This window comes from Moheibacter sp. (assembly GCF_049672845.1).
Classification (GTDB): domain Bacteria; phylum Bacteroidota; class Bacteroidia; order Flavobacteriales; family Weeksellaceae; genus Moheibacter.
The window spans coordinates 70,514-94,831 of sequence record NZ_JBATWT010000011.1 but is presented as its reverse complement, the minus strand read 5'-3'; the positions used below and the strand labels follow the sequence as shown (position 1 = coordinate 94,831).

The following is a 24,318-nucleotide window of genomic DNA, read 5'->3' as shown; positions in this document are numbered from 1 at the left end:
CAAAAAATCGTTCATTTAAACTCAAACCAAACGCCCATCCACCAGATAATCATTCAGTCCATACGCTGTATATTTCTGAACTTTTCCGTGTTGCAGATGAAAATCAATTCGACCTAGGAATAGCCCTGCCCAGCCTACCTGATTATACAAAACCGTTTTTCCTTTTGCATTCAGAAATTCTTCGGGTTGGGGCAGAAAAGTATGGGTATGTCCGCCGATGATCAAATCAATTCCTGAAGTTTTTTTGGCCAAATGTTTGTCAGAAACAACGCCGTCGTCGTGCTGATATTCGTAGCCGATGTGCGAAAGGCAAATCACCAAATCACATTTTTCTTCTTCGCGTAAAATCCGGCTCATATCCTGCGCAATCTCAATCGGATCATAATATTTCATTTCGCCGTAAGCATCGCGGGAAACCAAACCGGTGAGGTCCACTCCTACTCCGAAAATCCCAATCCTAACGCCTGATTTCTGAATGACTTTGTAAGGTTTGAAAAAACCTTCCATCAAAGTATTTGTAAAATCATAATTCGCAATTACGATTTCAAATTTCGCGTGCGGCATACGACTTTTGATACCTTCCAGCCCATTGTCAAATTCGTGATTTCCCAAAGTCCCGACATCGTACCCCATTTGTGACATCAGTTTGTATTCAAGATCGCCGCCAAACAAATTAAAATAAGGCGTCCCCTGCACCACATCGCCTGCATCCAACAGAAGAACATTTTCTTCCTGTTGTCGGATTTGATGAATCAGAGCTGCCCGACGCGCAAAACCACCTTTATTGGAATAAGTTTCATCGCTCGATGGTTCAAAAGGTTCTATCCGGGAATGTTGATCATTGGTATGAAGAATCGTTATTTTCTGGGTTTTATTGAACTCTTCCGCCAGCAAATTCGCCGTCGGAACCATCGTCAGCAAAGAAGCTGCAGCTGCCTTTTTTATAAATTCTCTACGGTTTTCCATTTACGTTATGAGTTTGGGGTTGTGAGTAGTTTTATTTGTCAAGAATTCGTTTTTCCAGATTTACCCGGATGGTATCGTTTTTACCAAAATAATTCATCATCAAATCTCTTTGTTTGATGCCCAAGTTTTCGGCCGAAACAGGATTTTCAAAGAAGCTCATCTGATCGCCTCCTTTTTGAAGGAAATCATTGGTGACAATCGTATAATTTTTGTTTTTGTCTAATTTTTCACCATTGATGAGAATTGAACTTTCATCGTTTGAAACGAATTGAATTCCCGACAGCGGATGACCCACCGACGCATTGGACAGAAAATGCATCATTTCCGGAATTTTATCACCCGAAAGGGTTACCACAACCACTTCATTTTCAAAAGGCATTAGTTCAAAAACATTTCTTACCGTCAAATCTCCGGCAGTGAAAGTCCGGCGAATTCCGCCCCAGTTCAAAACACAGAGATCGATTTTCTGGTTGTGTTTTTTCTGATAAATCAAATTGGCTTCTTCCAAAACCATATCACAGTTCAGATTGGCGAGTGGACTGTTGTAGCCGTCCCGATGTAGCTCAATCGGAGTATAGCTGATGACTTTGTCCATCGTTTCCTGCAATTCACGTTTGTAAGGCGCAATCAGCGCCACAACGGTTTCATCGGCTTCCAACTGATTGGAAATGGAAATATTTTCCTGATAATCCGCTTGTTGAACCTGATAAATCTTTTGGGAACAAGCCGTCAGAAAAAACAATAAAATGAGAACGGGAACAGAGAAGTTTTTCATTTTGATTAATTCTGCTATCAAATTTGAGAAATCTTTTTGGTTTAAACCTATTTTCAAGATTAAAATTAGCTTTAAATCATATTTTATTGTCAATTTTTCATAAATTTAAATATCTAAACTTAAAGCACTTAAAAATGAAACTCCTTTATTTTCTTCTTTTCTTCATTTCATTTGAATTAAGCTTTGCGCAAACCTCTTCAGAGATTTTACTTAACAACACCTGGCGTTTGGTTTCTTTTGATAATGAATGTTTTGGTCATGGTCCGATTGAAAATGGAGAATTTAATCCGAATAATATTCTTTTAAACTTCTCAGAAGAAAACGGACAGCTTTATTTTCAAACTGAAATCTGTCAGGCAATCGATGGCACTGTCCATATAAATGATGCTGAAATTAATTTCACAATTACATCGACCCAAGGAGATCCTTGCGAACATCCTTTAAATCAACAATATGAAGACGGATTTCAATGTGCAATGTCAGCTGAATACCATTTTACCATTACAGAAGAAAATGGATTTTATAAATTATCTCTTAGCAATGAAATTTTTATGGATGTGACTTTTACTACTGAATTATTAAAAACAGAAAATTTAACTCAGAACTTTCTTTCTCTCTATCCTAATCCGGTCAAAGAAATCCTAAACATTGAAAATCCTGATTTGAAAATTAAGAATTTAGAATTACTCAATTCCGAAGGGAAAATTATTTCACAAAAAGCCGTAAATCAAAAAGAAATTGCACTGGATTTCAATCCTTTTCCGAAAGGTATTTATTATTTGAAACTCCGATTGGAAAACGGACGGGTTCAAACCGAAAAGATCATTAAAAAATAAAATATTTTTTTTCGAATTAACTCCAAAGCCTTTCAAATCCTTTGAGGTTTTTCTATTAATATACCTTAAATTTGGACTTTCGAATGATGGAGTTCTCACTTCATTCAAGACAATATTTATAAACAAATTTTTGAAATATGAACGAATTGACAGGAACCGGAATTGCACTGATTACCCCTTTTCATCAGGACGGAAGCATTGATTTTCCGGCACTTGAAAAACTGGTGGATCACGCCATAAAAGGCGGAGTTGAATATCTGGTTTGCTTGGGAACCACGGCAGAAACCCCGACTTTAACCAAAAATGAAAAGATAGAAATCGTTTCAACCATAAAATCAGCAAATGCCGGTCGTTTACCATTGGTTTTGGGCATTGGAGGAAATAATACCGCCGAAGTCAAAGATGAATTCAGTCAAACTGATTTATCTGATTTCTTGGCCGTTCTTTCCGCTTCGCCGGCTTACAACAAGCCTACGCAGGAAGGAATTTATCAACATTACAAGGCTTTGGCCGAAAATACTGAAGCTAAAATTATTCTCTACAACGTTCCGGGAAGAACCAGTTCCAATATCAATCCCGAAACGACTTTAAGATTGGCGCATGATTTCAAAAATATAGTTGCCATCAAAGAAGCTTCGCCCAATTTCCTGCAAAGCACAGAAATTTTAAAAGACAAACCGGAAGATTTTATGGTAATTTCGGGCGATGATGAATTCGGACTTCCGATGACACTTGCCGGTGGAAAGGGCGTGATTTCGGTTATCGCACAAGGATTGCCGGAGGAATATACCCAAATGATCCGTTTGGGATTGGAGAGAAAAGTAGATGAGGCATATTCTTTGCATTATCGACTCATGGACATTACCCGTTCCATTTATGTGGAAGGAAATCCTTGCGGAATCAAATCTTTATTGGCACACAAAGGTATTTGCAAACCTTTTACCCGACTGCCTTTGGTTCACGCAAGTGAAAATTTATCAAAGCGAATTAAAGAATTATCAGAAAAACTTTAAACTGAAAGTTATGATCAAACAAAGTATATTGGACGCACTGAACAATCAGGTAGAAGCCGAAGCGACCGCTTCACAGCTTTACTTGGCGATGGCTTCCTGGGCAGACGCCCGCGGACTCGAAGGAATTTCAGAATTTCTTTTTGCCCATTCCGACGAAGAAAGAATGCACATGCTCAAACTGGTTCGTTTCATCAACGAACGCGGTGGAAAAGCAATTATTCCGGCATTGCAAATGCCGAGACAGGATTTCCAGAATTTGCATGAACTATTTGAAATGCTTCTCGAGCACGAAATCAAAGTATCGGAAATGATCAATGAAATCGTGGATCTGACACTTGCCGAAAAAGATTATACGACACATAATTTCCTTCAGTGGTATGTTTCGGAGCAAATTGAAGAGGAAAGGCTGGCACGGATTATTCTGGACAAATTAAAATTAATCGGCGACGACAAAGGCGGTATGTATTTGTTCGACAGGGACATTTCGACCTTTAATTCTCCTAAATAATTTTGAATCCCTTAACATTTTGCCACCGGCATTTGTATTATGTTTGTGGCAAATATTTTATACCTTTGCAAAATGTTTAAAAAATTCGGTGTTTTATTGATTGTTTTGACGTTGGCGGTTTCCTGCAACAAGCGTTTTGAAAAAGCTATGAAGAGTTCTGACAAGGATTATATTCTTCAGGTTGCCAATGAATTCTATGAGGAAGGAAAATGGTCCAATGCCATTGAGCTTTATCAAAAGGTTTCGGCCGCTTTTTCCGGAACAGAATACGCTGCAGACATTGCTTACAAACAAGCAGACGCGAATTTTCAGGATAGAAATTACCGTTTGGCTGCACACCAATTCAAAACATTTTACATTACCAATCCGGCAGATCCGCGCGCTGAAGAAGCTGCATTCCGTTCGGCTTACGCTTTTTATACCGACTCACCGGTTTATAATTTAGACCAATCCAGTACTTACAATGCCATTGACGAATTGCAGTCTTTTATCAATGCTTATCCGGAATCGGCCAAAGTTGAGGAAGCAAACGGATATATCAACGAGCTGAGAGAAAAGCTGGAAAAGAAAGCATTTGAAATTGCGAAGATTTATTATAAAACACTGAAATACAAAGCTGCAGGAATTGCGTTTGACAATATGCTGAATGATTTCCCCGACACGAAATTCCGGGAAGAAGCAATGGTTTATTCGCTTCGCTCTAAATATGAACTGGCGGTAAATTATAGCCGTTTTGACAGAAAGGAATTAAGATTGCAGGAAGCGATGACCCAATATAAGTTATTTACGAAAGCTTTTCCTAACTCAAAATTTGGTGATGAGGCTTCCAAGATTAATCAGAAAGTAATGGAAGATATGGCCAAACACAGAGAAGTAGCCACCAAATTAGAGGAGGATAAAAAAGAAAATCAAAACCGGGAAAATCCCGTTCAATCATAATTTAAGTCGAATTAATCAGAATATACTAATATGAACTTCAAAGACATTGACGCACCTACTTCAACAGAAACCTTTAACAGAGGTATAATTGAAGAAAAAACCGGAAATATTTACGAATCCATCGTAATTATGGGTAAACGTGCTGAACAAATCAATCAGGAAATGAAGACCGAATTGATTCAGAAATTGGACGAATTTGCTTCGCATACAGATTCTCTTGAAGAAATTTTCGAGAACCGCGAACAGATTGAAGTTTCCAAGTTTTACGAAAGACTTCCTAAACCAACTTCCATCGCTATCAAAGAATGGATGACTGGGGATATCTACTTCAGAAACCCAAGCGAGGAAGCTTAAAAAATCGATAATATGTCTATCCTGAACCGGAAAAAAGTTTTGTTGGCTGTTACCGCTGGTATAGCTGCTTACAAAACTGCTTTTCTGGTTCGTTTGTTTATAAAAGAAGGTGCAGAAGTACGGGTAATTCTCACTCCGAAGGCGCGCGAATTTGTAACCCCCCTTACCCTTTCCACCCTTTCCAAAAATCCGGTGGAATGGGAATTTTCAGAAGAAACCGGAACCTGGAACAACCACGTGGAACTCGGACTTTGGGCAGATTTTATGGTGATGGCGCCGGCTACCGCCAATTCACTTTCCAAAATGGCCGATGGGAGTTCAGACAATCTGGTACTCGCCACTTATCTTTCCGCAAAATGTCCGGTTTACATTGCACCGGCAATGGATTTGGATATGTATCAACACCCAACCACCAAAGAAAATTTAGCCAAACTTGAAAGTTTCGGAAACATCATCATTCCGGCTGAAAGTGGGGAACTTGCCAGCGGACTCAGCGGCGAAGGCCGTATGGCAGAGCCCGAAAACATCCTTTCATTTATTGAACAGGATTTACTGAACAAAGCACCACTCTTTGGTAAAAAAGTTTTGGTCTCCGCAGGACCGACTTATGAAAAAATGGATCCCGTTCGTTTCATCGGGAATTTTTCATCAGGAAAAATGGGTATCGAAATTGCTAAAACGGCCACCAATCTGGGTGCGGAAGTGACTTTGGTTTGCGGACCGTCTTCCATTTCGACTTCCAATTACAATATTAACCGTGTCGATGTCGTTTCAGCTATGGAAATGAAAGAAGCAATGGATTCAAGATTTGAAAATGCAGACATCGTGATTATGTCGGCAGCCGTTGCGGATTATCGACCAGCGAATTTAGCCGAACAAAAAATCAAAAAGGACGATGAAAATCTGACAATCGAACTGGTTAAAAATCCCGATATTTTAAAAGGTCTGGGCGAAAGAAAAACACATCAGATTTTGGTAGGTTTTGCTCTCGAAACCAATAATGAACTGGAATTTGCCAAAGGAAAATTAGATAAAAAGAATCTGGATTTCATTGTGTTAAATTCAATGCAGGATGAAAAAGCCGGATTTCAGAAAGACACCAATAAAGTAACCATCATTCCGCGAAACGGAGAACCGGTTGCTTACCAAGCAAAAAATAAAACCGAAGTTGCAAAAGATATTCTTAACTTTATCCTTGAAAATTACGATTTATGAATAAAATGAAAGCGCTTTTTGTCTGTTTGATATTTTCAGTAAGTCTTTCCGCTCAGGAATTTCTGGCTACTGTAACCGTTGATTATTCGCAGGTTCAAGGCTCAAATGTTCAGGTTTTTCAAACTTTGCAAAAATCCCTCAGTGATTTTATCAATACGACGAAATGGACAGATAACCGATATAAAATCCATGAAAAAATTGAAACAAATTTTCTGATTATCATTACGGGAAGAAATGGAAACACCTATAATGCACGTCTGCAGATTCAATCCAGAAGACCTGTGTTTAATTCCACTTATTATACGCCTGTATTGAATTTTGTGGATGGGAAATTTGACTTTGAATACACTGAATTTGAAGAACTTATATTCAATTCGCGTAAATTCAGTAATAAAAACCTGACAGATGTCATCGCATTCTACGTTTATTATGTTTTGGGAATGGATGCCGATACTTTCCAGCTAGAAGGTGGAACCAATTATTTTAAAATCAGTCAGCAGATTGCGATGAATGCCGCAAGTTCGCAGTTTGGCGGATGGAATGAAATGGACGGCAATAAAGCCAGAGCTTCATTGATTAACAATGTTTTGAAACCGACTAATAAAACACTTCGAAATATTTACTACCAATACCACAGAGTTGGTTTGGATCAAATGAGCGATAACGAAACAAAAGCCAAAAACACAATCGGAAATGCTTTGGAAACGCTGAGTTTTTACGAAAAAGGAAATTACGCCTTGTTCTATCCACTCGACATTTTCTTTATGGCCAAAAAAGACGAAATTGCTAAAATATTTGGTGGCGGACTGATGTCTTCGGCAAATATTCCGCAGATCAAAGAAACCCTGAATGCCCTTTCGCCTACCAACAGTTCTATCTGGAATAATCTAAAAAAATAATGCTAACCCGACTTTCGGTTTCCAATTTTGCGATTATCGATCAGCTGCAAATGCAGTTTCACAAAGGATTGACCATCATCACGGGAGAAACCGGTGCCGGAAAATCTATTTTATTGGGCGCGCTTAAATTAATTTTGGGCGAACGTGCCGATTTAAAGCAACTCAACAATGAGTCAAAAAAGTGTATCATTGAAGCACAGTTTGACATTTCCGAATTGAGTTTAGAATCTTTTTTTCAGGAACACGAACTCGATTTTGATAACGAAACCATTCTAAGACGGGAATTACTTCCCAGCGGGAAATCCCGTGCATTTGTAAACGACACACCGGTTACTTTGCAGATTTTGCAAGAACTCGGTGAAAACCTGATTGATATTCATTCGCAATTTAATTCGGAAAATCTCTTCCATCAGGATTATCAGTTGCAGATTTTGGATGCCTATTCCGGTCAATTGGCTTTGGTAAAAGAGTATCAAACAGAATTACGTGAAAGAAACCGAAAACTGGAAAATCTGAAAAATCTGCGTGAAGAACTTGCTGAATTGGATCGGGAAGCAGATTATAAACAGTTTTTATTAGACGAACTCCAAACTGCCAATTTACAACCAAACGAAACGGAGGAACTTGAAACGGAGCAAAAAGAATTGCAAAATGTAGATGAAATCCAAAAAATTCTAACCGAAACTGAAGCCAGACTAGATACCGCTGAAATAGGGATTCTTTCCCAATTGTATGAGCTCGCCCACCAGCTTCAGAAAATTTCAGGTTTTGGAGAAGAATTGGAAAACTTTCAGAAAAGACTTGAATCATCCCGAATTGAAATTCAGGATTTGCATTCAGAAATTACTTCAAAAATCCAGCGAATGGAATCCAATCCGGAAAGACTTTTGGAAGTAAATGAACGCCTTGACCTGATCCATACTTTGCTTCATAAACATCGGGTAAATTCTTTGGAGGAACTGATGGAAATTCAGACAAATCTTGAAAATGATAAATCCGGATTTCAGGAACTTGAAAAAGAAATTTCTAAACTGGAAGAACAAATCAATCAGTTTGAAATCAGTTTGAACAAAAAAGCTGAAGCCATCTCGAAAAACCGTAAAAAGGCGATTCCGGCAGTGGAAAAAGAGCTTTTGGGTTCGCTTGAAAAACTGGGAATGGAAAACGCTTCGATGCAACTTCAACTCATCGGTAAAAAAAGTTTCAGCGCTTCAGGAAAAGACGAAATTGATTTTCTTTTCAGTGCCAATAAAGGTTCAGGACTTAAACCTGTGGGGAAATCTGTTTCGGGTGGGGAACGTTCCAGATTGATGCTGGCTGTAAAGAAAACTTTGGCAGGTAAACTTGAACTACCGACTTTAATTCTGGATGAAATCGATACAGGTGTTTCGGGAAAAGTAGCCAATGAAGTCGGCAATCTGATGAAAGAAATGGGTAACGACCTACAAGTCATCAGCATAACACATTTACCGCAGGTGGCGGCAAAAGCTGATTATCATTTCAAAGTTTCAAAAAGCCTCAAATCCGATCAGACACTTACTGAAGTTCGAAAATTATCTGAGCAGCAGAGAATTGAAGAAATCGCAGAACTCATCAGTGGTTCAAATGTTTCGGAAACTGCATTAGATCAGGCCAGGGAACTGATGAATTCCTAAATTATTTATAAAAAAAACCTCATAGTAGAGAAAACCATGAGGCATAAATAACTAACACACAAATAATCTTAAAAAATAAGACTTTGTACAATTGCTTCAGGTCGAAACTTTTGTACAAAGCAAATATACAAAAGTCTACTAAAGTAGTATACTATTTTTTTAAATTTTTTTGATTCTAAATTAAATCTTCCAAAGACTGGCTTTCCAAGACCTTAAGGGTTTTGTCTCTAACCTGCACCATCACTCTATTTAGCGAACAACTCACTTCATCGATACAGTCATCACATTTTTTATAATAATTCAAACTAACACAGGGCAAAAGTGCAATTGGGCCATCCAAAACTCTGATGATGGCGGCAATTGGAATATTTTTAGCAGGTATTTCGAGCAGGTAACCTCCTCCTTTTCCTTTTTTGGAAGTTAACAGCCCGCTTTTCTTTAAATCCAGTAAGATACCTTCCAGAAATTTCAGGGGAATGTTCTCATTTAATGCAATTTCGGAAATCAAAATGGGCTGCCCATGGGAATTTCTCGCAAGATAGGCCATAGCTTTTAACCCATATTTGGTTTTTTTAGTTAGCATAATTCAAATCTTCATTCGTTTAAACCAAAACAAATTTCGGCAATTTATTCTAACTTGCAACCCTAATTAAAAAAATGCAGATTATGAAGCTTCGATTTACTCTTTTAACACTAACCCTTACCTTTTCCTATCTTTTCTCACAATATTCAACTCCAAACACCGGTGTCCACTGGACGCTTGATGACATTGCGGCTGATTCACCTTCGACTGTCACTGTTTCGGGAAGCGAATATACTTTGCATGAAAATTTGCTCGTGGAAGTTAACGATTCTCTTTCACTCAATGAAAACCTCACCCTGAAGATTGCGCCCGATGTGGAAATTGAAGTAAAAGGATATTTCGCAAGTGATGCCGACGAAATTACCATCACAGCTGTTGATACCGAAAATCCATATGAAGGCTTTTGGATGTTTGACACTTCTGAAGTCTATTTCAACAATACTTTAATTGAATATGGTGGTGGAATCCGGGTGATAACTCCTAATTTTTTAATGGAAAACTCTGAAGTATCCAACAATACGAATTCAAGCGGGTCATCTACCGGTGGCGCCATTGCATTTTCAAATGGTAGTCCGGTTGTTAGAAATTCAACATTTAGAAATAACGTTCATCCGGCTCTGAGCTCAGGAGCGAACTCTTCTGTTGCTATTCAGGTTGAGAACTGTTATTTCGAAGGAAACAACACCACCAATAATAACCGTCCACAAATCAACATGGGACCGAGTGGTGAAGCTGATTCGACCCGAATTATTAACAGCACCATCATTGGAAACCGTGACTTTACTATGGTTGGTGGTGTTTCGGTTTCGAGCCTGATAGGGGTTACCAACAAATTTTTGCTTAAAGGCAATACCATTCGCGATAATCGTTACGGGTTTACTTCGTTGGGCGGGGTATCCGAAGGAATTATCGAGAATAATATCTTTGAAGACAATGATACTGAAACAAATCCTATGAACGGCGGTAGTGGGATTTCTCTTTACAACACCGGAATGGTTTATATTACAGGTAATGAAATCAGAAGAAGTCTCTGGGGAATTACGTTGATTGGAACCGCACTGGCAAATCTGGGAAGTGATGATGCGGAAGATTTTAATCCGGGTGGAAATATTTTCAGTGAAAACGGAAACGGTGGTGAAATTTATGCGTTGTTCAACAATACGCCAAATGAGGTGAAAGCGCTTCATAACTGCTGGATTGAAGGTCAGGAATCGACTGCAGAAGATGTGGAGGGTGTAATTTCACATATAGTGGATGATCCTGAGTTGGGAGAAGTTTTCTTTGATCCATTTGAATGTGGAATTGTAATGGGAACAGCCGATTTAAGCCAGGCCAATTTTGCGATTTATCCAAATCCGGCTAAAAATTCATTTTTCATTAATTCATCTGAAAAAGGTGTGGTTAGAATCTATGATTTAAACGGAAAACTGATTCATTCGGCAAATAAAACAACTGACTCACAACAAATTCAGATTAATTTACCGAAAGGTGTTTATCTGGTCGTATTTGATGCCGAAAAAACCAAATCTTTACAGAAATTAATTGTTCAATAAAAAACAAATTAATTAAAATCAAAGCCGTCCCGAATCAGATTTCAGGACGGCTTTTTTAATGAGGGTTCACTATTAATTAATTATTTCTTTATAAATCTTTCTGTTTTGGATTTTTCGCCAATCATAAGTTTCAGAACATAAGTTCCGGACTGAAGATGTGAAACATCCAGTTTTTCAGTATAATTACCTTGCATCACAATTCTTCCGTTCAAATCTACAATCTGATAGGTTTGTGCCTCAAATCCGTTCAGAGAAATATTCAGAATTTCCTTTACAGGATTTGGGTAAACTTGTAGATGAGAATTTGTATCGTCTGTATCAACAGATGTGTAGTTATAATTATTATTGGACTGAGTCGTACAGAAGTTGGTGGATCTAGAAGAACGGAAAGTACTTCCACTTGCCAACACGGTAGTACCTTGTTTCAAAGTATAAGAACCATTGCCATACGAACAGCACATTCCGTCGCCATAAGTATCATAGAAGGTCAATCTATAACAATCAGGACTTAAGTTCAATGGAATATCCAAAGTCGAGCCATCGGGTTGTGAACCATAAGTCCCACCTGATGCCACTATCGTAGTTCCTCTGTAAATTCTCCAATATGTTTCTTCCGGATAATTATCAAAAGTAATACTCAATACCAATTGCGAATTTTCGGCCAGCGTAGTCACATTTACCACATTGGATGAAGCTGAAACATTTCCTGCAGCGTCTTTGGCTTTGACTGAAAATGAATAAGCCGTATTGGCTGTCAATCCTGTAACGTTGGCAGTCGTTCCGGTAACAGTTCCGATGTTGGTTGTGCCAGAATAAACATCATATTCGGTTACACCAACATTGTCGGTAGATGCTGTCCAGTTCAGTGTAAGAGAAGTCTGGGCTACGTTTGAGGCAGCAAGATTTGTCGGTGCCGTTGGCGGCTGGGTATCAGATGTAGATGCGCCTATGACAACTGTATAATCCTCCACCTCACCATAAGTAAAGGTTTCACATGGTCCCGGAATTGAATTATACTTCATCGAAACCCGCATACGAGTAGGGCCATCAATTGCCGAAGCAGGAACTGTAAAGGTACCACTTACCGGTGATGTTGTGGTCGCTGATCTTGACCAGACCATTTCTCCCGAATCTGTAAAATCTCCGTCTTTGTTGTAATCAATCCAGACTGCATAACCTTCGTTGTAGGTGGTTCCTGTCCATTGAGGTGTTACCGTAATAGTGTAGGCCTGAGATTTGGAAAGACTTGTTGAAATATTGGTAAAGTTTGAATAAAACTGAGCTCCAGAAGGATTGTCGATTGTATTTAACTGAACTCTCTGGATAAACTCATCATTCACATTCGTACTGGTTGATGTACAGTATTCAATCTGAACTTCAGTTGTCGTGAAACTTACAGCTGCTGAATAATCAGATGTCGCGCCTCCGTCACATTTGCTTCTTACCTGCGCCTCGTATTGAGAATTAGAAGATAATCCGCTTAAAGATTTGGAAGTTGAGGTTTCAGAACTTGTTGTCCATGAAGAAGAACCTACCAAACGATATCTGAAATCATAGGAAGCACCCGATACCGCATCCCAGGAAAGTGAAGCCGTGGAACTTCCCACTCCATCCACACTTAAACCGCCCGGAACTGTTGCATTACATTCAACAGGCGTTGCCGAAACACCCGTAATAATGAGCGAATAATTCTGGCTGCCTCCTGTGAGTGAACCTTTGTGAGATACCGTCACAGTATAGGCTCCGGAAGCACCGCTCACTTCTACTCTTTCAAAAGGATCTACATTATTATCGGCTTTACCGTTGGTTGTGATTCCGGTCAGCTTCCAGGGCAGATAGGTTGTACTTCCTTTGGTAATTCTCAAGTCCAAATCGTTAACCAGAACAGGCGTGTTGGAGTTGGTCTGAGTCGTAGCAGTGCCCGGACGGTCTGTCCAGCAAATGGATGCTCTTAATTCATTGGCTCCATCTGAATCAACTGTAAACTGATAGGTTTGGCCACTGGTTAAAGTCAGCTCCTGGATTATACTTCCGTTTCCGTTGGCCGATATCGTTTCGGCAGCTTTTTTAGCATTTAACAATCCCCAACCGAAAATTGCATCAGGCCCGGCAGAACCGGCATCGTCAGCAGTGTGCAAAACCAATCCCTTCAAGGTAGCTGCACGCATAAATTCGGAATTGAGATTGTTGTAATGTTGTTGTAAAAGTAATAATGAGCCCGCAACATTAGGCGAAGCCATAGAAGTACCCGTAATCGTTCCATAAGCAGTATTGCTTGTTTCATAAGTGGAATAAACCGAAGTGCCGTTTCCGGTAATATCGGGTTTTATACGGTAATCGTCAGTAGGTCCTTCACTGCTGGAACTGTTGATAGATACACTGATTAAATTTCCGTTTGCATCAACATTCGCATCATTTGCATTGGCCACAACAAGATTATTTTTGGAAGTAGCATGCCCTGTCAGCTTGTCATAAGCCGAATTACCAGCAAGCGGAGCACCATTATAATTGGTATTTCCGTCGTTTCCTGCAGCAACCACCATTAAATAATAAGGTGCATTGAAAAGCAGATTGTCCCAGTCACGGGAATCAGTTATGTAAGCTCCGAAATAATAGTCCGGCACTAAATCAGAACGAAATCCATAAGAATGATTTGAAATCAACATTCCGCTTGAAGCAGCCGAAGTCGCTTCAGACAAATCATAATTCCAGTCATAACCAACTGCACGTGCATGGGGCGCCATTCCTTTTGCGTTAGCGCTTACGCCGGAAGCCATGATGGTTCCGGTTACGTGTGCAGAATGATAATGCAAAGCCGTGGTTCCGTCACCTATGGAAAAGCGGTCTGTTCCGCCGGCACCGTCATATTCCTGGTGGGTAGTTCTCGCCAAACCACCATCCCAAACATGAGCAGTCATATTTTGCCCCATCAGGTTTAATCCTAGTGATCCTCCCGAATTCAAATGATTGGTTCGGGTAGATTTTGCTGCATTGACATTAAAAGTTGTGTAATAAATAAGCGATCCATCAGGAAGAATTTTTTGAAGTTCCGCATAAGTTCCATTTTGTTCGATGATCAGCGGAACGTTTAGCGAAGCAGCCATATTCCTTACTTTTTCTTTTTCTGAACTGATCTTCTGGAAGTATTCATTCTGAATTTTTAGTAATTCATTCAGATCGTAGCGATCGGTAATACGTTGTTTTTCGCTAAGCGTTTGGGCCGCGCCCATCTGCCAGGCTACCAGCAAAATCACAATGCTGATTTTTTGTAAAAATTTGTCCATAAATAGTTAGTGTTAATTGTTAATTCTAACTGAATGTATTAATTTCTAAGGAATTAGACTTTAAAAAACACAAACTATTTTCAAGTATTTTTAAAAAATACCAAGATTTTGGTAGTAAATTCTGACCTAATTAATGCTGAGGAATATGAAAACCATTCATAAAAAATCCGGAGAAATTCCCCGGATTATTTTAATTTTTCAGATTACCATCTGATTAGAACAGTTCCCCAGGTAAATCCACTTCCAAATGCAGTCATACAGATTAAATCTCCTTTCTGAAATCTGCCTTCTGCATATGCTTCGCTCAAAGCAATCGGGATAGAAGCTGCGGTTGTATTTCCATATTTCTGAATATTATTAAAAACCTGGTCATCACGCAATCCTAATTGTTTTTGAACAAACTGACTGATGCGTAAATTGGCCTGATGAGGAATGAATAATTTTAAATCTTCAATGCTTTCCCCTGATTGCTCAAAAGCTTCCCTGATAGACTCCGGGAAACGGGTTACGGCATGTTTGAACACAAAATTCCCGTTCATATAGGGATAAATCTGCTCGGGCGTCAGGGTGTTGCCTTCTTCCAACATTACATCGGACCAGCCTAATTTAGTACCCGGAAACTGAACAGCAAGCTCTTCGGCAAACTCTCCTTCGCTGTGCATATTGGTGGATATAATTCCACGATTTTCATCATCTGTAGCCGAAACAACCACCGCTCCTGCCCCATCTCCAAAAATCACGGAAACACCGCGTCCGCGCGTGCTCATATCCAATCCGAAGGAATGATTTTCAGCGCCCACTACCAAAACGTTTTTGTACATTCCGGAACGGATGTAAGCATCTGCCGTTGCCAGTGCATACACAAATCCGGAACATTGATTTCGAACGTCCAGTGCGCCGATGGTATCACATCCTAAATTTTTCTGCAACAAAACGCCACAACCCGGAAAATAATAATCTGGGCTTAAAGTAGCGAAAAGTATAAAATCGATGTCTTTAGCAGTAAGTCCAGCATTTTTTATGGCGATTTCGGCTGCTTTTGTTCCCAAATCGGAAGTAGTAGTGCCGGAATGTTTACCCAAATGGCGACGTTCTTTGATTCCGGTTCGTTCCTGGATCCATTCGTCATTGGTTTCCATCACTTTGGCTAAATCGTCATTGGTAACTATATTTTCGGGAACATAATGCCCGATTCCTGTTATGATTGATTTCTTCATCGAAAGTTTTTTAGATTTTAATTAGATGTAATTTTCTTCATCTACAGTCTGACAAATTTAACTGAATTTATGAATTCAAATTTAATGAATTGGAAATAGGATGATTATAAATTAGAATTCAGGCAATAAAAAACCTCGCAGCTAACTACGAGGCATTTAAATTATTCAGAATTAATTATAGAAACTATTCCTTGATTCTTTCCATGTAAGAACCGTCTTCGGTATTGATTTTCACTTTATCACCTTCGTTGATAAAAAGCGGAACACGGATCTGAGCACCTGTTTCGGTTGTGGCAGGCTTGGTTGCATTGGTTGCTGTATCACCTTTCAATCCGGGTTCTGTATAAGTAATTTCCATGGTCACAAATTGAGGAAGTTCAGCCGAAAGCGGCATTTCATCTTCTGCACGGAATAAAATAGTAACCTCATCACCTGCTTTTAAAAACTGATCGTTATCAATCATTCCTTTATTGATGTAAACCTGAGAATAATCGTCATTGTTCATAAAGTGGAATCCGTTATCATCATCATACAGATACTGATATTTACGGGTTTCGACACGAACTTCATCGATTCTATGTCCGGCTGAAAATGTATTATCCAATACCTTTCCGTTTGTAACACTTTTAAGTTTGGTACGAACAAACGCGGGTCCTTTCCCAGGCTTAACGTGCTGGAATTCAATTATTTTCCAGGTATCATCGTTCCAATTGATGCAAAGTCCTTTTCGTATGTCTGCTGTAGTTGCCATTTGAATATTTTCTTAATTAAATTTCTGCTTTTGTAGTATATCCTTTCATCAAACCTCTCGGGCTGTTTTTGATAAATTCCAGTATCTGATTTCTTTCAGGTGTAGATTCGAATTCATTTTCGATGAAGTCCAGTGCTTGTGTCACATTTTTACTTTTCTGAAAGAAAACCCTGTAGATATTCTGGATTTCTGTGATTTGTTCTGTGCTAAATCCCCTTCTCTGCAATCCGATGGAGTTCACCCCGGCATAGGACAAAGGGTTTCTCGCTGCTTTCACAAATGGTGGTACGTCTTTTCTGACGTGTGATCCACCGGCTATGAAAGCATGTTCGCCGATGTGTGTAAACTGATGTACGGCGCTCATTCCACCCAAAAAGGCATGATCTCCAATTTCAATATGTCCTGCCAATCCGACTCCGTTCACCAGAATCACATGATCACCAATTACACAATCATGTGCGATATGTGCCGTTGCCATTACCAGACAATTATTTCCGATTTTGGTGTAACCAAGTGCATTGGTTCCTTTGTTGACAGTCACGCATTCACGAATTGTGGTATTGTCACCGATATAAGTAAGTGTTTTTTCTCCCTGATATTTTAGATCCTGAGGATCGGCTGATATAACGGTTCCCGGATAAATTTTACAATTTTTTCCGATTCGGGCACCTTCCATGATGGTTACATTGGGGCCAATCCAGGTTCCTTCTCCGATTTCAACATTGTCATAAATAGTAGAAAAGGGTTCTATAATCGCAGTTTCGGCAATTTTTGCATTCGGATGAATATAAGCCAATGGTTGATTCATTGTTTCCAAATTATATTTTGTCTTTTGTTACCAATGCCATCATTTCTGCTTCAACGGCAATTGTATCGTTTACATATCCGTATCCCTGCATGTGTACGATTCCTCTTCTGATGGGTTGTAACAAATCAACTTTTAGAATCAGGGTATCACCCGGAATAACTTTTCTTTTGAATTTCACGTTTTCAATTTTCATAAAGTAGGTGGAATAATCCTTTGGGTCGTCAATTTCACCCAAAACAAGAATTCCTCCCAACTGTGCCATGGCTTCTACCTGCAATACGCCCGGCATTACCGGTTCCTGAGGGAAATGTCCTACAAAAAACGGTTCGTTCATGGTTACGTTTTTCACACCGACCAGTGAAGTTTCTGTTTTTTCAATCACTTTGTCCAGCAATAAAAATGGCGGCCGATGCGGAAGAATCTTCATAATATCATTGATATCATAAATCGGATCTTTGGTCAAATCAAATTCTGGTACATTTTTACGTTTTGCAATTCCAATCTGTTTGCTTAGTTTTTTAGCAAAATTGGTATTGATCTGGTGACCCGGTTTATTTGCGATAATTTTTGCTTTTAATTTTGTTCCGATTAAAGCCAAATCCCCTACTACATCCAAAAGTTTGTGACGTGCCGCTTCATTTGGATAATGAAGATTGATGTTATCCAATACACCATTCGGACGAATTGAAACATCTTCTTTATTGAAAGCTTTGGTCAGTTTCTGTCTTGTTTCCGGAGTGATTTCCTTGTCCACATAAACGATTGCATTTCCAAGATCGCCGCCTTTGATAAGTCCGGCATCCAGAAGATATTCGATTTCATGCAGGAAACTAAAAGTACGCGCATTGGCAATTTCTTCTTTAAATTCCGACATACTTTTGATGGAAGCATTTTGCGTTCCCAAGACTTTCGTCCCGAAATCCACCATGGTAGTAACTTGATATTCATCGGCCGGAATAGCCGTAATTTCAGAACCGGTTTCAGGATCGGTATAAGTCACGATGTCTTTTACGACGTAATATTCTCGATCTTCTTCCTGCTCTACGATTCCTGCTCTTTCAATCGCTTCCACAAAATATTTGGAAGAACCGTCCAAAATAGGAACTTCTGAATTATTGATTTCAATCAGGACATTGTCCAGATCCATTCCTGTCAAAGCTGCCAAAAGGTGTTCCGTGGTATGGATTTTCACGCCTTTCTTTTCAATGGTTGTCCCTCTTTCAGTACTGGTGACATAATTGGCATCGGCTTCTATATGTGGATTACCTTCCAAATCGGTTCTTACAAAAACAAAACCGGTATTTACCGGCGCAGGTTTCAGTGTCATGGTTACTTCACGTCCTGTGTGAAGTCCTACACCGTTTAAAACGTATTCGCTTGCCAGCGTTTTTTGTTTGTCAGACATTAATCTTTTATTGTTTGTTGTTGCTTTATTTCTTTTTCAAGTTCTTCCAATCGCTTTACGATACTTGGAAAATTGCGGAAATATACGTAAGATTTCCTAAAGTCGGCTGCATCCATAGATGGAGAACCGTAAATTTTTGATCCGTCGGGTACATTATTATTGACACCGCTTTGCGCCTGAATTTGCACAAAATCTCCGATTTTCAAATGACCTACGATTCCGACCTGTCCGCCAATCATACAGTTTTTCCCGATTTTGGTCGAACCGGCTACGCCTGTTTGGGATGCTATCACAGTATTCTCACCTATTTCTACATTGTGTGCAATCTGAATCTGATTGTCAAGTTTCGCTCCAGAACGAATGATAGTTGAACCCAAAGTCGCGCGGTCAATGGTACAAGAAGAACCAATTTCCACATTGTCCCCTACAACTACATTCCCGATTTGTGGAACTTTTTCCAAAGTACCGTCAGAAGTCGGCGTAAATCCAAATCCGTCTGCTCCCATTACGGTGTTGGAATGAATGATACAATTCTTCCCGATTTTTGTGTCGGAATAAATACGTACGCCCGAATGGATTACACTTCCTTCTCCTATGGAGACATTTTCACCAATATGAACCCCGGAATGAATCATTACATCCTTTCCGATTTCGGCTCCTTCTCCTACAAAAACAAAACTTCCGATGTAAACTTCTTCACCCAACTTCGCTGATTCATGAATTTGGGCATTGGGTTCGATTCCGGATTTTTTATTTTTCAGATGATTGGCATAATGCAGGAGTTTCGTAAAAGCTTTGTAAGCATCTTCCACCCAAATTAACGTAGAATTCACTTCTTTTTCGGGTGTAAAATCCTTGGAAACGATTACAATTGACGCTTCGGTACTATATAAATAAGGTTCGTATTTCAAATTCGAAAGAAATGAAATGGATCCCGGTTTTCCTTCTTCAATCTTAGAAAGCGTATTGACCCTTACATCGGGGTTGCCTTCTACCTTCCCTTCTAAAACCGAAGCAATTTCTACTGCACTAAACTCCATAGTATGCAAAAATATAAATTTTGGGTATATCTATAATTTGAATTAAGAATTTTTCTTAACATCTAAGTAACATAAATGAAACTTTTCTATCGGATTCAACAAATGATGCGATAAAATCTGCAAGGACGACTCCGAAATTTCCTGCAAACTTCGGTCTTTGTTCATGATATAAACCGGTGATTTGTGTTTATCATACGGAATAACTTTCACACTGGACTGGTGTACAAAATAACTTCCGTCCTCTACTCCGAGCTCTCTGGCGGTTTTATTTGTCAAAACATTTAATTCATCGGCAGAAAGCGGTTCGTTTAAAATTTTTGAAACCGGAAGCATCCTGTTAATTAAACAACGCGACAAACAGGATAAAGTTATATCCTCATGGTTTTGCCATTGTTTGAGCGAAGCCCATACATCGCTGTCATCGAGTTGAATAAATTGCCCGAGCTGATCTTTCAGGTTTTCTTTTACTTCATTTTGCAAAAAATATCCGAAAGCGTCTGTGGCAAATAATTTTTCGCCATTTCGACTTAATTCTTTTGCTCTACGCATCGCTTGCGTCAATAAAACTTCTGCCGAAAAAGAAGTCCGGTGGTTGTAAACCTGCCAATACATAAACATTCGCGCAGCCAGGTATTTTTCAATGGAATAAATCCCTTTGGAATCCACCACAAGTTGATCGTCCTTTACATTTAACGTGGAAATAATCCGGTCGGGATTTATATTCCCTTCCACCACTCCTGTAAAAAAACTATCCCTTTTCAAATAATCCAATCGGTCCATATCCAGTTGGCTCGAAACCAATTGCGTGAGAAATTTCCTTTCGTATTCGCCTTTAAAAATCTGGATGGCAAGATCCAATTCACCAGAAAATTCACGGTTCAACATTTCCATCAAATACAATGAAATTCTTTCATGGTACAGGTTTTCAATGATGGAATGTTCCAAAGTATGAGAAAAAGGTCCGTGCCCGATATCATGTAAAAGTATGGCACAAAGCACGCCGTTTTTTTCTTCTTCCGAAATTTCCACATTTTTTGCCCGAAGCGTTTCCACCGCTTTTTGCGTCAGGTGCATGGCTCCGAGCGCATGGTGAAATCGGGAATGTTTCGCACCCGGATAAACCAGTTCGGTTAATCCAGTTTGGCATATTCTTCGCAGTCGCTGAAAACTTGGATGCTGAATAATATCGAAAATTAATTCGTTGGGTATGCTAATAAATCCGTGTACGGGATCGTTAAATACCTTTAGTTTGTTTACATACTCCAATTTATGCTTATTTAATCACTAAATTAGTTACAAATTTAACAGAAAAACACTTGTATGGCTATAAAAATTTTATGGATCGATGATGAGATTGAGTTGTTGAAACCCCATTCCTTGTTTTTGGAGAAAAAAGGTTACGAAACCCAAATGATTAATAATGCCACAGACGCCTTGGAAATCATCCCAAATGAAAATTTTTCGGCAGTGCTGATCGACGAAAATATGCCCGGAATGGGCGGACTCGAAGCGCTTCAGAAAATCAAAGAAATAAAACCTCAGCTTCCGATTGTGATGATCACCAAAAATGAGGAAGAACACATCATGGAAGAAGCTATCGGCTCACATATAGCGGATTACCTAATCAAACCTGTCAATCCAAATCAAATTTTGCTGAGTTTGAAAAAAATTCTCGACAGCAGCAAAATCATCACCGAAAAAGCGGTTGTGAATTATCAGATGGAATTCCGAAGCATAGCCATGGACATGATGAATGCGCGGGATTTTGAAGACTGGAGAGATATTTATAAAAAACTGGTTTATTGGGAATTAGAACTTGAAAACATTCAGGACAATGAAATGGCCAAAATCCTGGAAGCCCAAAAACAAGAGGCTAATGCTGCCTTTTTCAAGTTTGTAGAAAGAAATTATTACGATTGGCTTCATACCGATGAGAAACCGGTTTTGTCACACACCGTTTTTAAAGATTACGCAAAACCTCATTTGTCCAAAAACCAAAACACTTTGCTCATCATGGTGGACAATTTGCGTTATGATCAATGGAAAGCGATTGAACCTATTTTTTCTCAATTTTATAATGTCGAAAAAGAGCAGATGTATTACAGCATTTTGCCCTCGGCAACTCAATATGCCCGAAATGCATTCTTTTCAGGGCTGTTGCCTTCGCAAATTGAAAAACGCTTTCCCAACGAATGGCTCAACGATAACGACGAAGGAAATAAAAATCAATTTGAAAAATTATTCTTAGAAGATCAATTGAAACGATTGGGATTGTCTGATTTGACTACCCAATATTTCAAAATCCTAAATTCTGATTATGAAAAGAAAATTTTGGACGAATTCCATCAGTATAAAAATAAAAACTTGACGGTGATCGTCTATAACTTTATCGATATTCTTTCCCATGCCAAAACCGATAATCGGATTGTGAGCCAAATGATCAGAGATGACAAAACCTATCGTTCTACAACCAAAAATTGGTTTGAAAACTCTTATTTGATGCAGATTGTGAAGAAAGCCCAGCAAGAAGGAATGAAAATTTTGCTGACCACCGATCACGGAACGATTTTCGTGCGCAAACCTTCTCAGGTAGTCGGTGACCGCGAAACCAGCACCAATCTTCGTTACAAAATGGGACGGAAGTTACAATATGACGAAGATGATGTTTTTGCCATTGAAAATGCAGAAGATTATTATTTGCCCAAAGTAAATATGACATCCAAATACATTTTTGCGAAAGAAGATATTTTTCTGGCTTATCCGAAAAACTACAATCACTATGTGAATTATTACAAGGAAACCTATCAGCACGGCGGAATTTCCATGGAAGAAATGATCATTCCTTTTGTAACTTTGACGCCTAAAACTTAATTATTTCCGAATTTTTATGGAATTTCAAATTCATTCAATTGAAGAACTAAACAGCGTCGCCCAAGAAATTATCTCTCAACTTCAACAGAAAATCATTTTGCTTGAAGGCGAAATGGGCGCAGGAAAAACCACTTTTATCAAAGTTTTGCTTCAGGAAATGGGAAGTACCGATGAAATCAGCAGTCCTACTTTTTCCATCGTCAACGAATATGAAATTCCCGAAGGAAAAGTTTTCCATTTTGATTTGTATCGAATTAAATCCGAGGAAGAAGCATTGGATTTCGGGATAGAAGAATATCTGTATTCCGGTCATTATTGTTTCATCGAATGGCCTGATAAAATTTCAGACTTACTCCCTGAAAAGCATCATACAATTAAAATTATTGCAGAAGGAAATCAAAGAACCATTATTTTTGTGTAATTTTAAAAGATGGAAAACAGCGGTATTTATACACCTTTTACACGTCAGGAACTTATGCCGAAGGAAGAACGGCTGGAAGTTCGGTTAAGAGAAGGGAAATTAAGCATAGGAATTCCTAAGGAAATTCATTTGGAAGAAAAAAGGTTGAGTCTTTCTCCCGATGCGGTTCAGGTTTTGGTAGCCAACGGCCACGACATCACGGTGGAAACGGGTGCCGGTGAAGGTGTTAACTACACCGATCAGGAATATTCCGAAGCAGGCGCAACCATCGCTTATGACAAAAAAGAAGTTTTTTCAAAACCTATCATACTAAAAGTCAGTCCTGCAACGACAGAAGAAATCGAACTGATGATGCCGAATTCTTTTTTGGTTTCAACCGTTCAGATCAATATGCAGACGAGAAGTTATTTCGAAAAATTATCGGCCAAAAAAATCACCGCACTTGGATTTGAATTCATCAAAGATGCACACGGACACCTTCCGGTTGTGCGTTTGTTGAGTGAAATAGCCGGAACCACTTCCATCCTGCTCGCGGGCGAATTGATGTCCAATACCAACGGCGGAAACGGCGTTTTGATGGGCGGAATTGCCGGTGTTCGTCCGGCTGAGATCGTTATTTTAGGTGGCGGAACCGTTGGCGAATACGCCTCAAGAGCTGCCTTGGGACTGGGTGCCAACGTAAGGGTTTTTGATAATTCTTTGAGTCGTTTACGAAGATTGCAAACCGATTTGGGTGTAAGAATTTCCACTTCCATGATTGACCCAAAGGAACTCGGAAAGGCACTGAAACGATGCGATGTAGCCATCGGCGCACTTCGTGGCGATGCCCGCGCTCCTTGCGTGGTAACCGAAAAAATGGTGGAAAACATGAAGTCCGGAGCGGTTATCATTGATCTGAGCATTGACAATGGCGGTTGTTTTGAAACCTCTGAAATCACTACACACTCCAAACCGTTTGTCATCAAACACGGTGTCATTCATTATGGCGTGACCAATATTACTTCGCGTGTTTCACGCACTACCACCAAAGCTTTGAGCAATTTCTTTTTGCCTTATTTGCTCTCGGTGGCCAAAGAAGGCGGTTTTGAACATGTTATAAAATGCGATCGCGGACTTCGGTCGGGAATTTATCTTTACCACGGCCGCATGACCAAGAAAAAAATCAGCGACTGGTTTGACCTTCCTTTTCACGATATAAATTTATTAATCGTATAATTGCCGGAAA

The 24,318-nt window shown here is 39.3% G+C and carries 22 protein-coding genes; 12 read left to right on the top strand and 10 right to left on the bottom strand.

What is annotated here, in order from left to right:
- Positions 1 to 21: 21 nt before the first annotated feature.
- On the bottom strand, positions 22 to 966 hold the full coding sequence (locus tag WBF63_RS04490) for a bifunctional metallophosphatase/5'-nucleotidase (protein WP_424368506.1): 945 nt from the start codon (positions 964 to 966) through the stop codon (positions 22 to 24).
- 31 nt (positions 967 to 997) lie between these two features.
- Positions 998 to 1,741, bottom strand: coding sequence for a 5'-nucleotidase C-terminal domain-containing protein (locus WBF63_RS04485; protein WP_424368505.1), 744 nt, complete (start codon positions 1,739 to 1,741; stop codon positions 998 to 1,000).
- A 134-nt stretch (positions 1,742 to 1,875) separates the two neighbouring features.
- On the opposite strand from WBF63_RS04485, the gene WBF63_RS04480 reads away from it, so the two are divergent.
- From WBF63_RS04480 to recN, 8 genes are all read left to right on the top strand, one after another.
- Complete coding sequence (locus WBF63_RS04480) at positions 1,876 to 2,577, top strand: T9SS type A sorting domain-containing protein (protein ID WP_424368504.1); 702 nt, start codon at positions 1,876 to 1,878, stop codon at positions 2,575 to 2,577.
- Positions 2,578 to 2,714: 137 nt separating this feature from the next.
- Positions 2,715 to 3,590 (top strand): 4-hydroxy-tetrahydrodipicolinate synthase, encoded by an 876-nt coding sequence (gene dapA / locus WBF63_RS04475; RefSeq protein WP_424368503.1) that lies wholly within the window; start codon positions 2,715 to 2,717, stop codon positions 3,588 to 3,590.
- A 10-nt stretch (positions 3,591 to 3,600) separates the two neighbouring features.
- A complete protein-coding gene (locus WBF63_RS04470; RefSeq protein WP_424368502.1) occupies positions 3,601 to 4,098 on the top strand; it encodes a ferritin in 498 nt (165 codons plus the stop codon).
- 72 nt (positions 4,099 to 4,170) lie between these two features.
- Positions 4,171 to 5,037, top strand: a complete 867-nt coding sequence (locus WBF63_RS04465) for an outer membrane protein assembly factor BamD (protein ID WP_424368501.1) — start codon at positions 4,171 to 4,173, stop codon at positions 5,035 to 5,037.
- A gap of 30 nt (positions 5,038 to 5,067) precedes the next feature.
- Positions 5,068 to 5,391 (top strand): DNA-directed RNA polymerase subunit omega, encoded by a 324-nt coding sequence (locus WBF63_RS04460; RefSeq protein ID WP_424368500.1) that lies wholly within the window; start codon positions 5,068 to 5,070, stop codon positions 5,389 to 5,391.
- Between the two features lie 12 nt (positions 5,392 to 5,403).
- Positions 5,404 to 6,606, top strand: a complete 1,203-nt coding sequence (coaBC, locus tag WBF63_RS04455; RefSeq protein WP_424368499.1) for a bifunctional phosphopantothenoylcysteine decarboxylase/phosphopantothenate--cysteine ligase CoaBC — start codon at positions 5,404 to 5,406, stop codon at positions 6,604 to 6,606.
- Positions 6,603 to 7,505: a DUF4835 family protein gene (locus tag WBF63_RS04450; protein WP_424368498.1), complete on the top strand. Its 903-nt coding sequence runs from the start codon at positions 6,603 to 6,605 to the stop codon at positions 7,503 to 7,505. The genes coaBC and WBF63_RS04450 overlap by 4 nt, the downstream gene beginning before the upstream one ends.
- A complete protein-coding gene (gene recN, locus WBF63_RS04445) occupies positions 7,505 to 9,160 on the top strand; it encodes a DNA repair protein RecN (protein ID WP_424368497.1) in 1,656 nt (551 codons plus the stop codon). Before WBF63_RS04450 ends, recN begins: the two co-directional genes overlap by 1 nt.
- Before the next feature lie 175 nt (positions 9,161 to 9,335).
- Here recN and WBF63_RS04440 read toward each other — a convergent pair whose 3' ends face one another.
- Positions 9,336 to 9,743, bottom strand: coding sequence for an RrF2 family transcriptional regulator (locus WBF63_RS04440; RefSeq protein WP_424368496.1), 408 nt, complete (start codon positions 9,741 to 9,743; stop codon positions 9,336 to 9,338).
- An 83-nt stretch (positions 9,744 to 9,826) separates the two neighbouring features.
- On the opposite strand from WBF63_RS04440, the gene WBF63_RS04435 reads away from it, so the two are divergent.
- Positions 9,827 to 11,296 carry a T9SS type A sorting domain-containing protein gene (locus WBF63_RS04435; protein WP_424368495.1) on the top strand — a complete coding sequence of 490 codons (1,470 nt, stop codon included), beginning with the start codon at positions 9,827 to 9,829 and terminating at the stop codon, positions 11,294 to 11,296.
- 80 nt (positions 11,297 to 11,376) lie between these two features.
- Here the strand turns inward: WBF63_RS04435 and WBF63_RS04430 are convergent, their stop codons facing one another.
- From WBF63_RS04430 to WBF63_RS04400, 7 genes are all read right to left on the bottom strand, one after another.
- Positions 11,377 to 14,580 carry a S8 family serine peptidase gene (locus WBF63_RS04430; protein WP_424368494.1) on the bottom strand — a complete coding sequence of 1,068 codons (3,204 nt, stop codon included), beginning with the start codon at positions 14,578 to 14,580 and terminating at the stop codon, positions 11,377 to 11,379.
- Positions 14,581 to 14,783: 203 nt separating this feature from the next.
- Positions 14,784 to 15,797, bottom strand: a complete 1,014-nt coding sequence (locus WBF63_RS04425; RefSeq protein WP_424368493.1) for a 3-oxoacyl-ACP synthase III family protein — start codon at positions 15,795 to 15,797, stop codon at positions 14,784 to 14,786.
- A gap of 184 nt (positions 15,798 to 15,981) precedes the next feature.
- On the bottom strand, positions 15,982 to 16,548 hold the full coding sequence (gene efp / locus WBF63_RS04420; RefSeq protein ID WP_424368492.1) for an elongation factor P: 567 nt from the start codon (positions 16,546 to 16,548) through the stop codon (positions 15,982 to 15,984).
- 16 nt (positions 16,549 to 16,564) lie between these two features.
- A complete protein-coding gene (gene lpxA / locus WBF63_RS04415) occupies positions 16,565 to 17,356 on the bottom strand; it encodes an acyl-ACP--UDP-N-acetylglucosamine O-acyltransferase (protein WP_424368491.1) in 792 nt (263 codons plus the stop codon).
- 10 nt (positions 17,357 to 17,366) lie between these two features.
- Positions 17,367 to 18,761 (bottom strand): bifunctional UDP-3-O-[3-hydroxymyristoyl] N-acetylglucosamine deacetylase/3-hydroxyacyl-ACP dehydratase, encoded by a 1,395-nt coding sequence (locus WBF63_RS04410; RefSeq protein WP_424368490.1) that lies wholly within the window; start codon positions 18,759 to 18,761, stop codon positions 17,367 to 17,369.
- Positions 18,761 to 19,801 carry a UDP-3-O-(3-hydroxymyristoyl)glucosamine N-acyltransferase gene (gene lpxD, locus WBF63_RS04405; protein WP_424368754.1) on the bottom strand — a complete coding sequence of 347 codons (1,041 nt, stop codon included), beginning with the start codon at positions 19,799 to 19,801 and terminating at the stop codon, positions 18,761 to 18,763. The genes WBF63_RS04410 and lpxD overlap by 1 nt, the downstream gene beginning before the upstream one ends.
- A 42-nt stretch (positions 19,802 to 19,843) precedes the next feature.
- The gene (locus WBF63_RS04400; protein ID WP_424368489.1) at positions 19,844 to 21,067 is read right to left on the bottom strand and encodes an HD domain-containing protein; all 1,224 of its coding nucleotides are present in this window, start codon (positions 21,065 to 21,067) and stop codon (positions 19,844 to 19,846) included.
- Between the two features lie 54 nt (positions 21,068 to 21,121).
- Here WBF63_RS04400 and WBF63_RS04395 point away from each other — a divergent pair, with 54 nt between their 5' ends.
- Genes WBF63_RS04395 through WBF63_RS04385 form a run of 3 tightly spaced genes read left to right on the top strand, consistent with a single transcriptional unit; the run spans position 21,122 to position 24,308 of the window.
- Entirely contained in the window at positions 21,122 to 22,672 is a 1,551-nt protein-coding gene (locus WBF63_RS04395; RefSeq protein WP_424368488.1) for a PglZ domain-containing protein, read from the top strand.
- 16 nt (positions 22,673 to 22,688) lie between these two features.
- A complete protein-coding gene (gene tsaE / locus WBF63_RS04390; protein ID WP_424368487.1) occupies positions 22,689 to 23,093 on the top strand; it encodes a tRNA (adenosine(37)-N6)-threonylcarbamoyltransferase complex ATPase subunit type 1 TsaE in 405 nt (134 codons plus the stop codon).
- A gap of 9 nt (positions 23,094 to 23,102) precedes the next feature.
- On the top strand, positions 23,103 to 24,308 hold the full coding sequence (locus tag WBF63_RS04385) for an alanine dehydrogenase (protein WP_424368486.1): 1,206 nt from the start codon (positions 23,103 to 23,105) through the stop codon (positions 24,306 to 24,308).
- Positions 24,309 to 24,318: the final 10 nt, after the last annotated feature.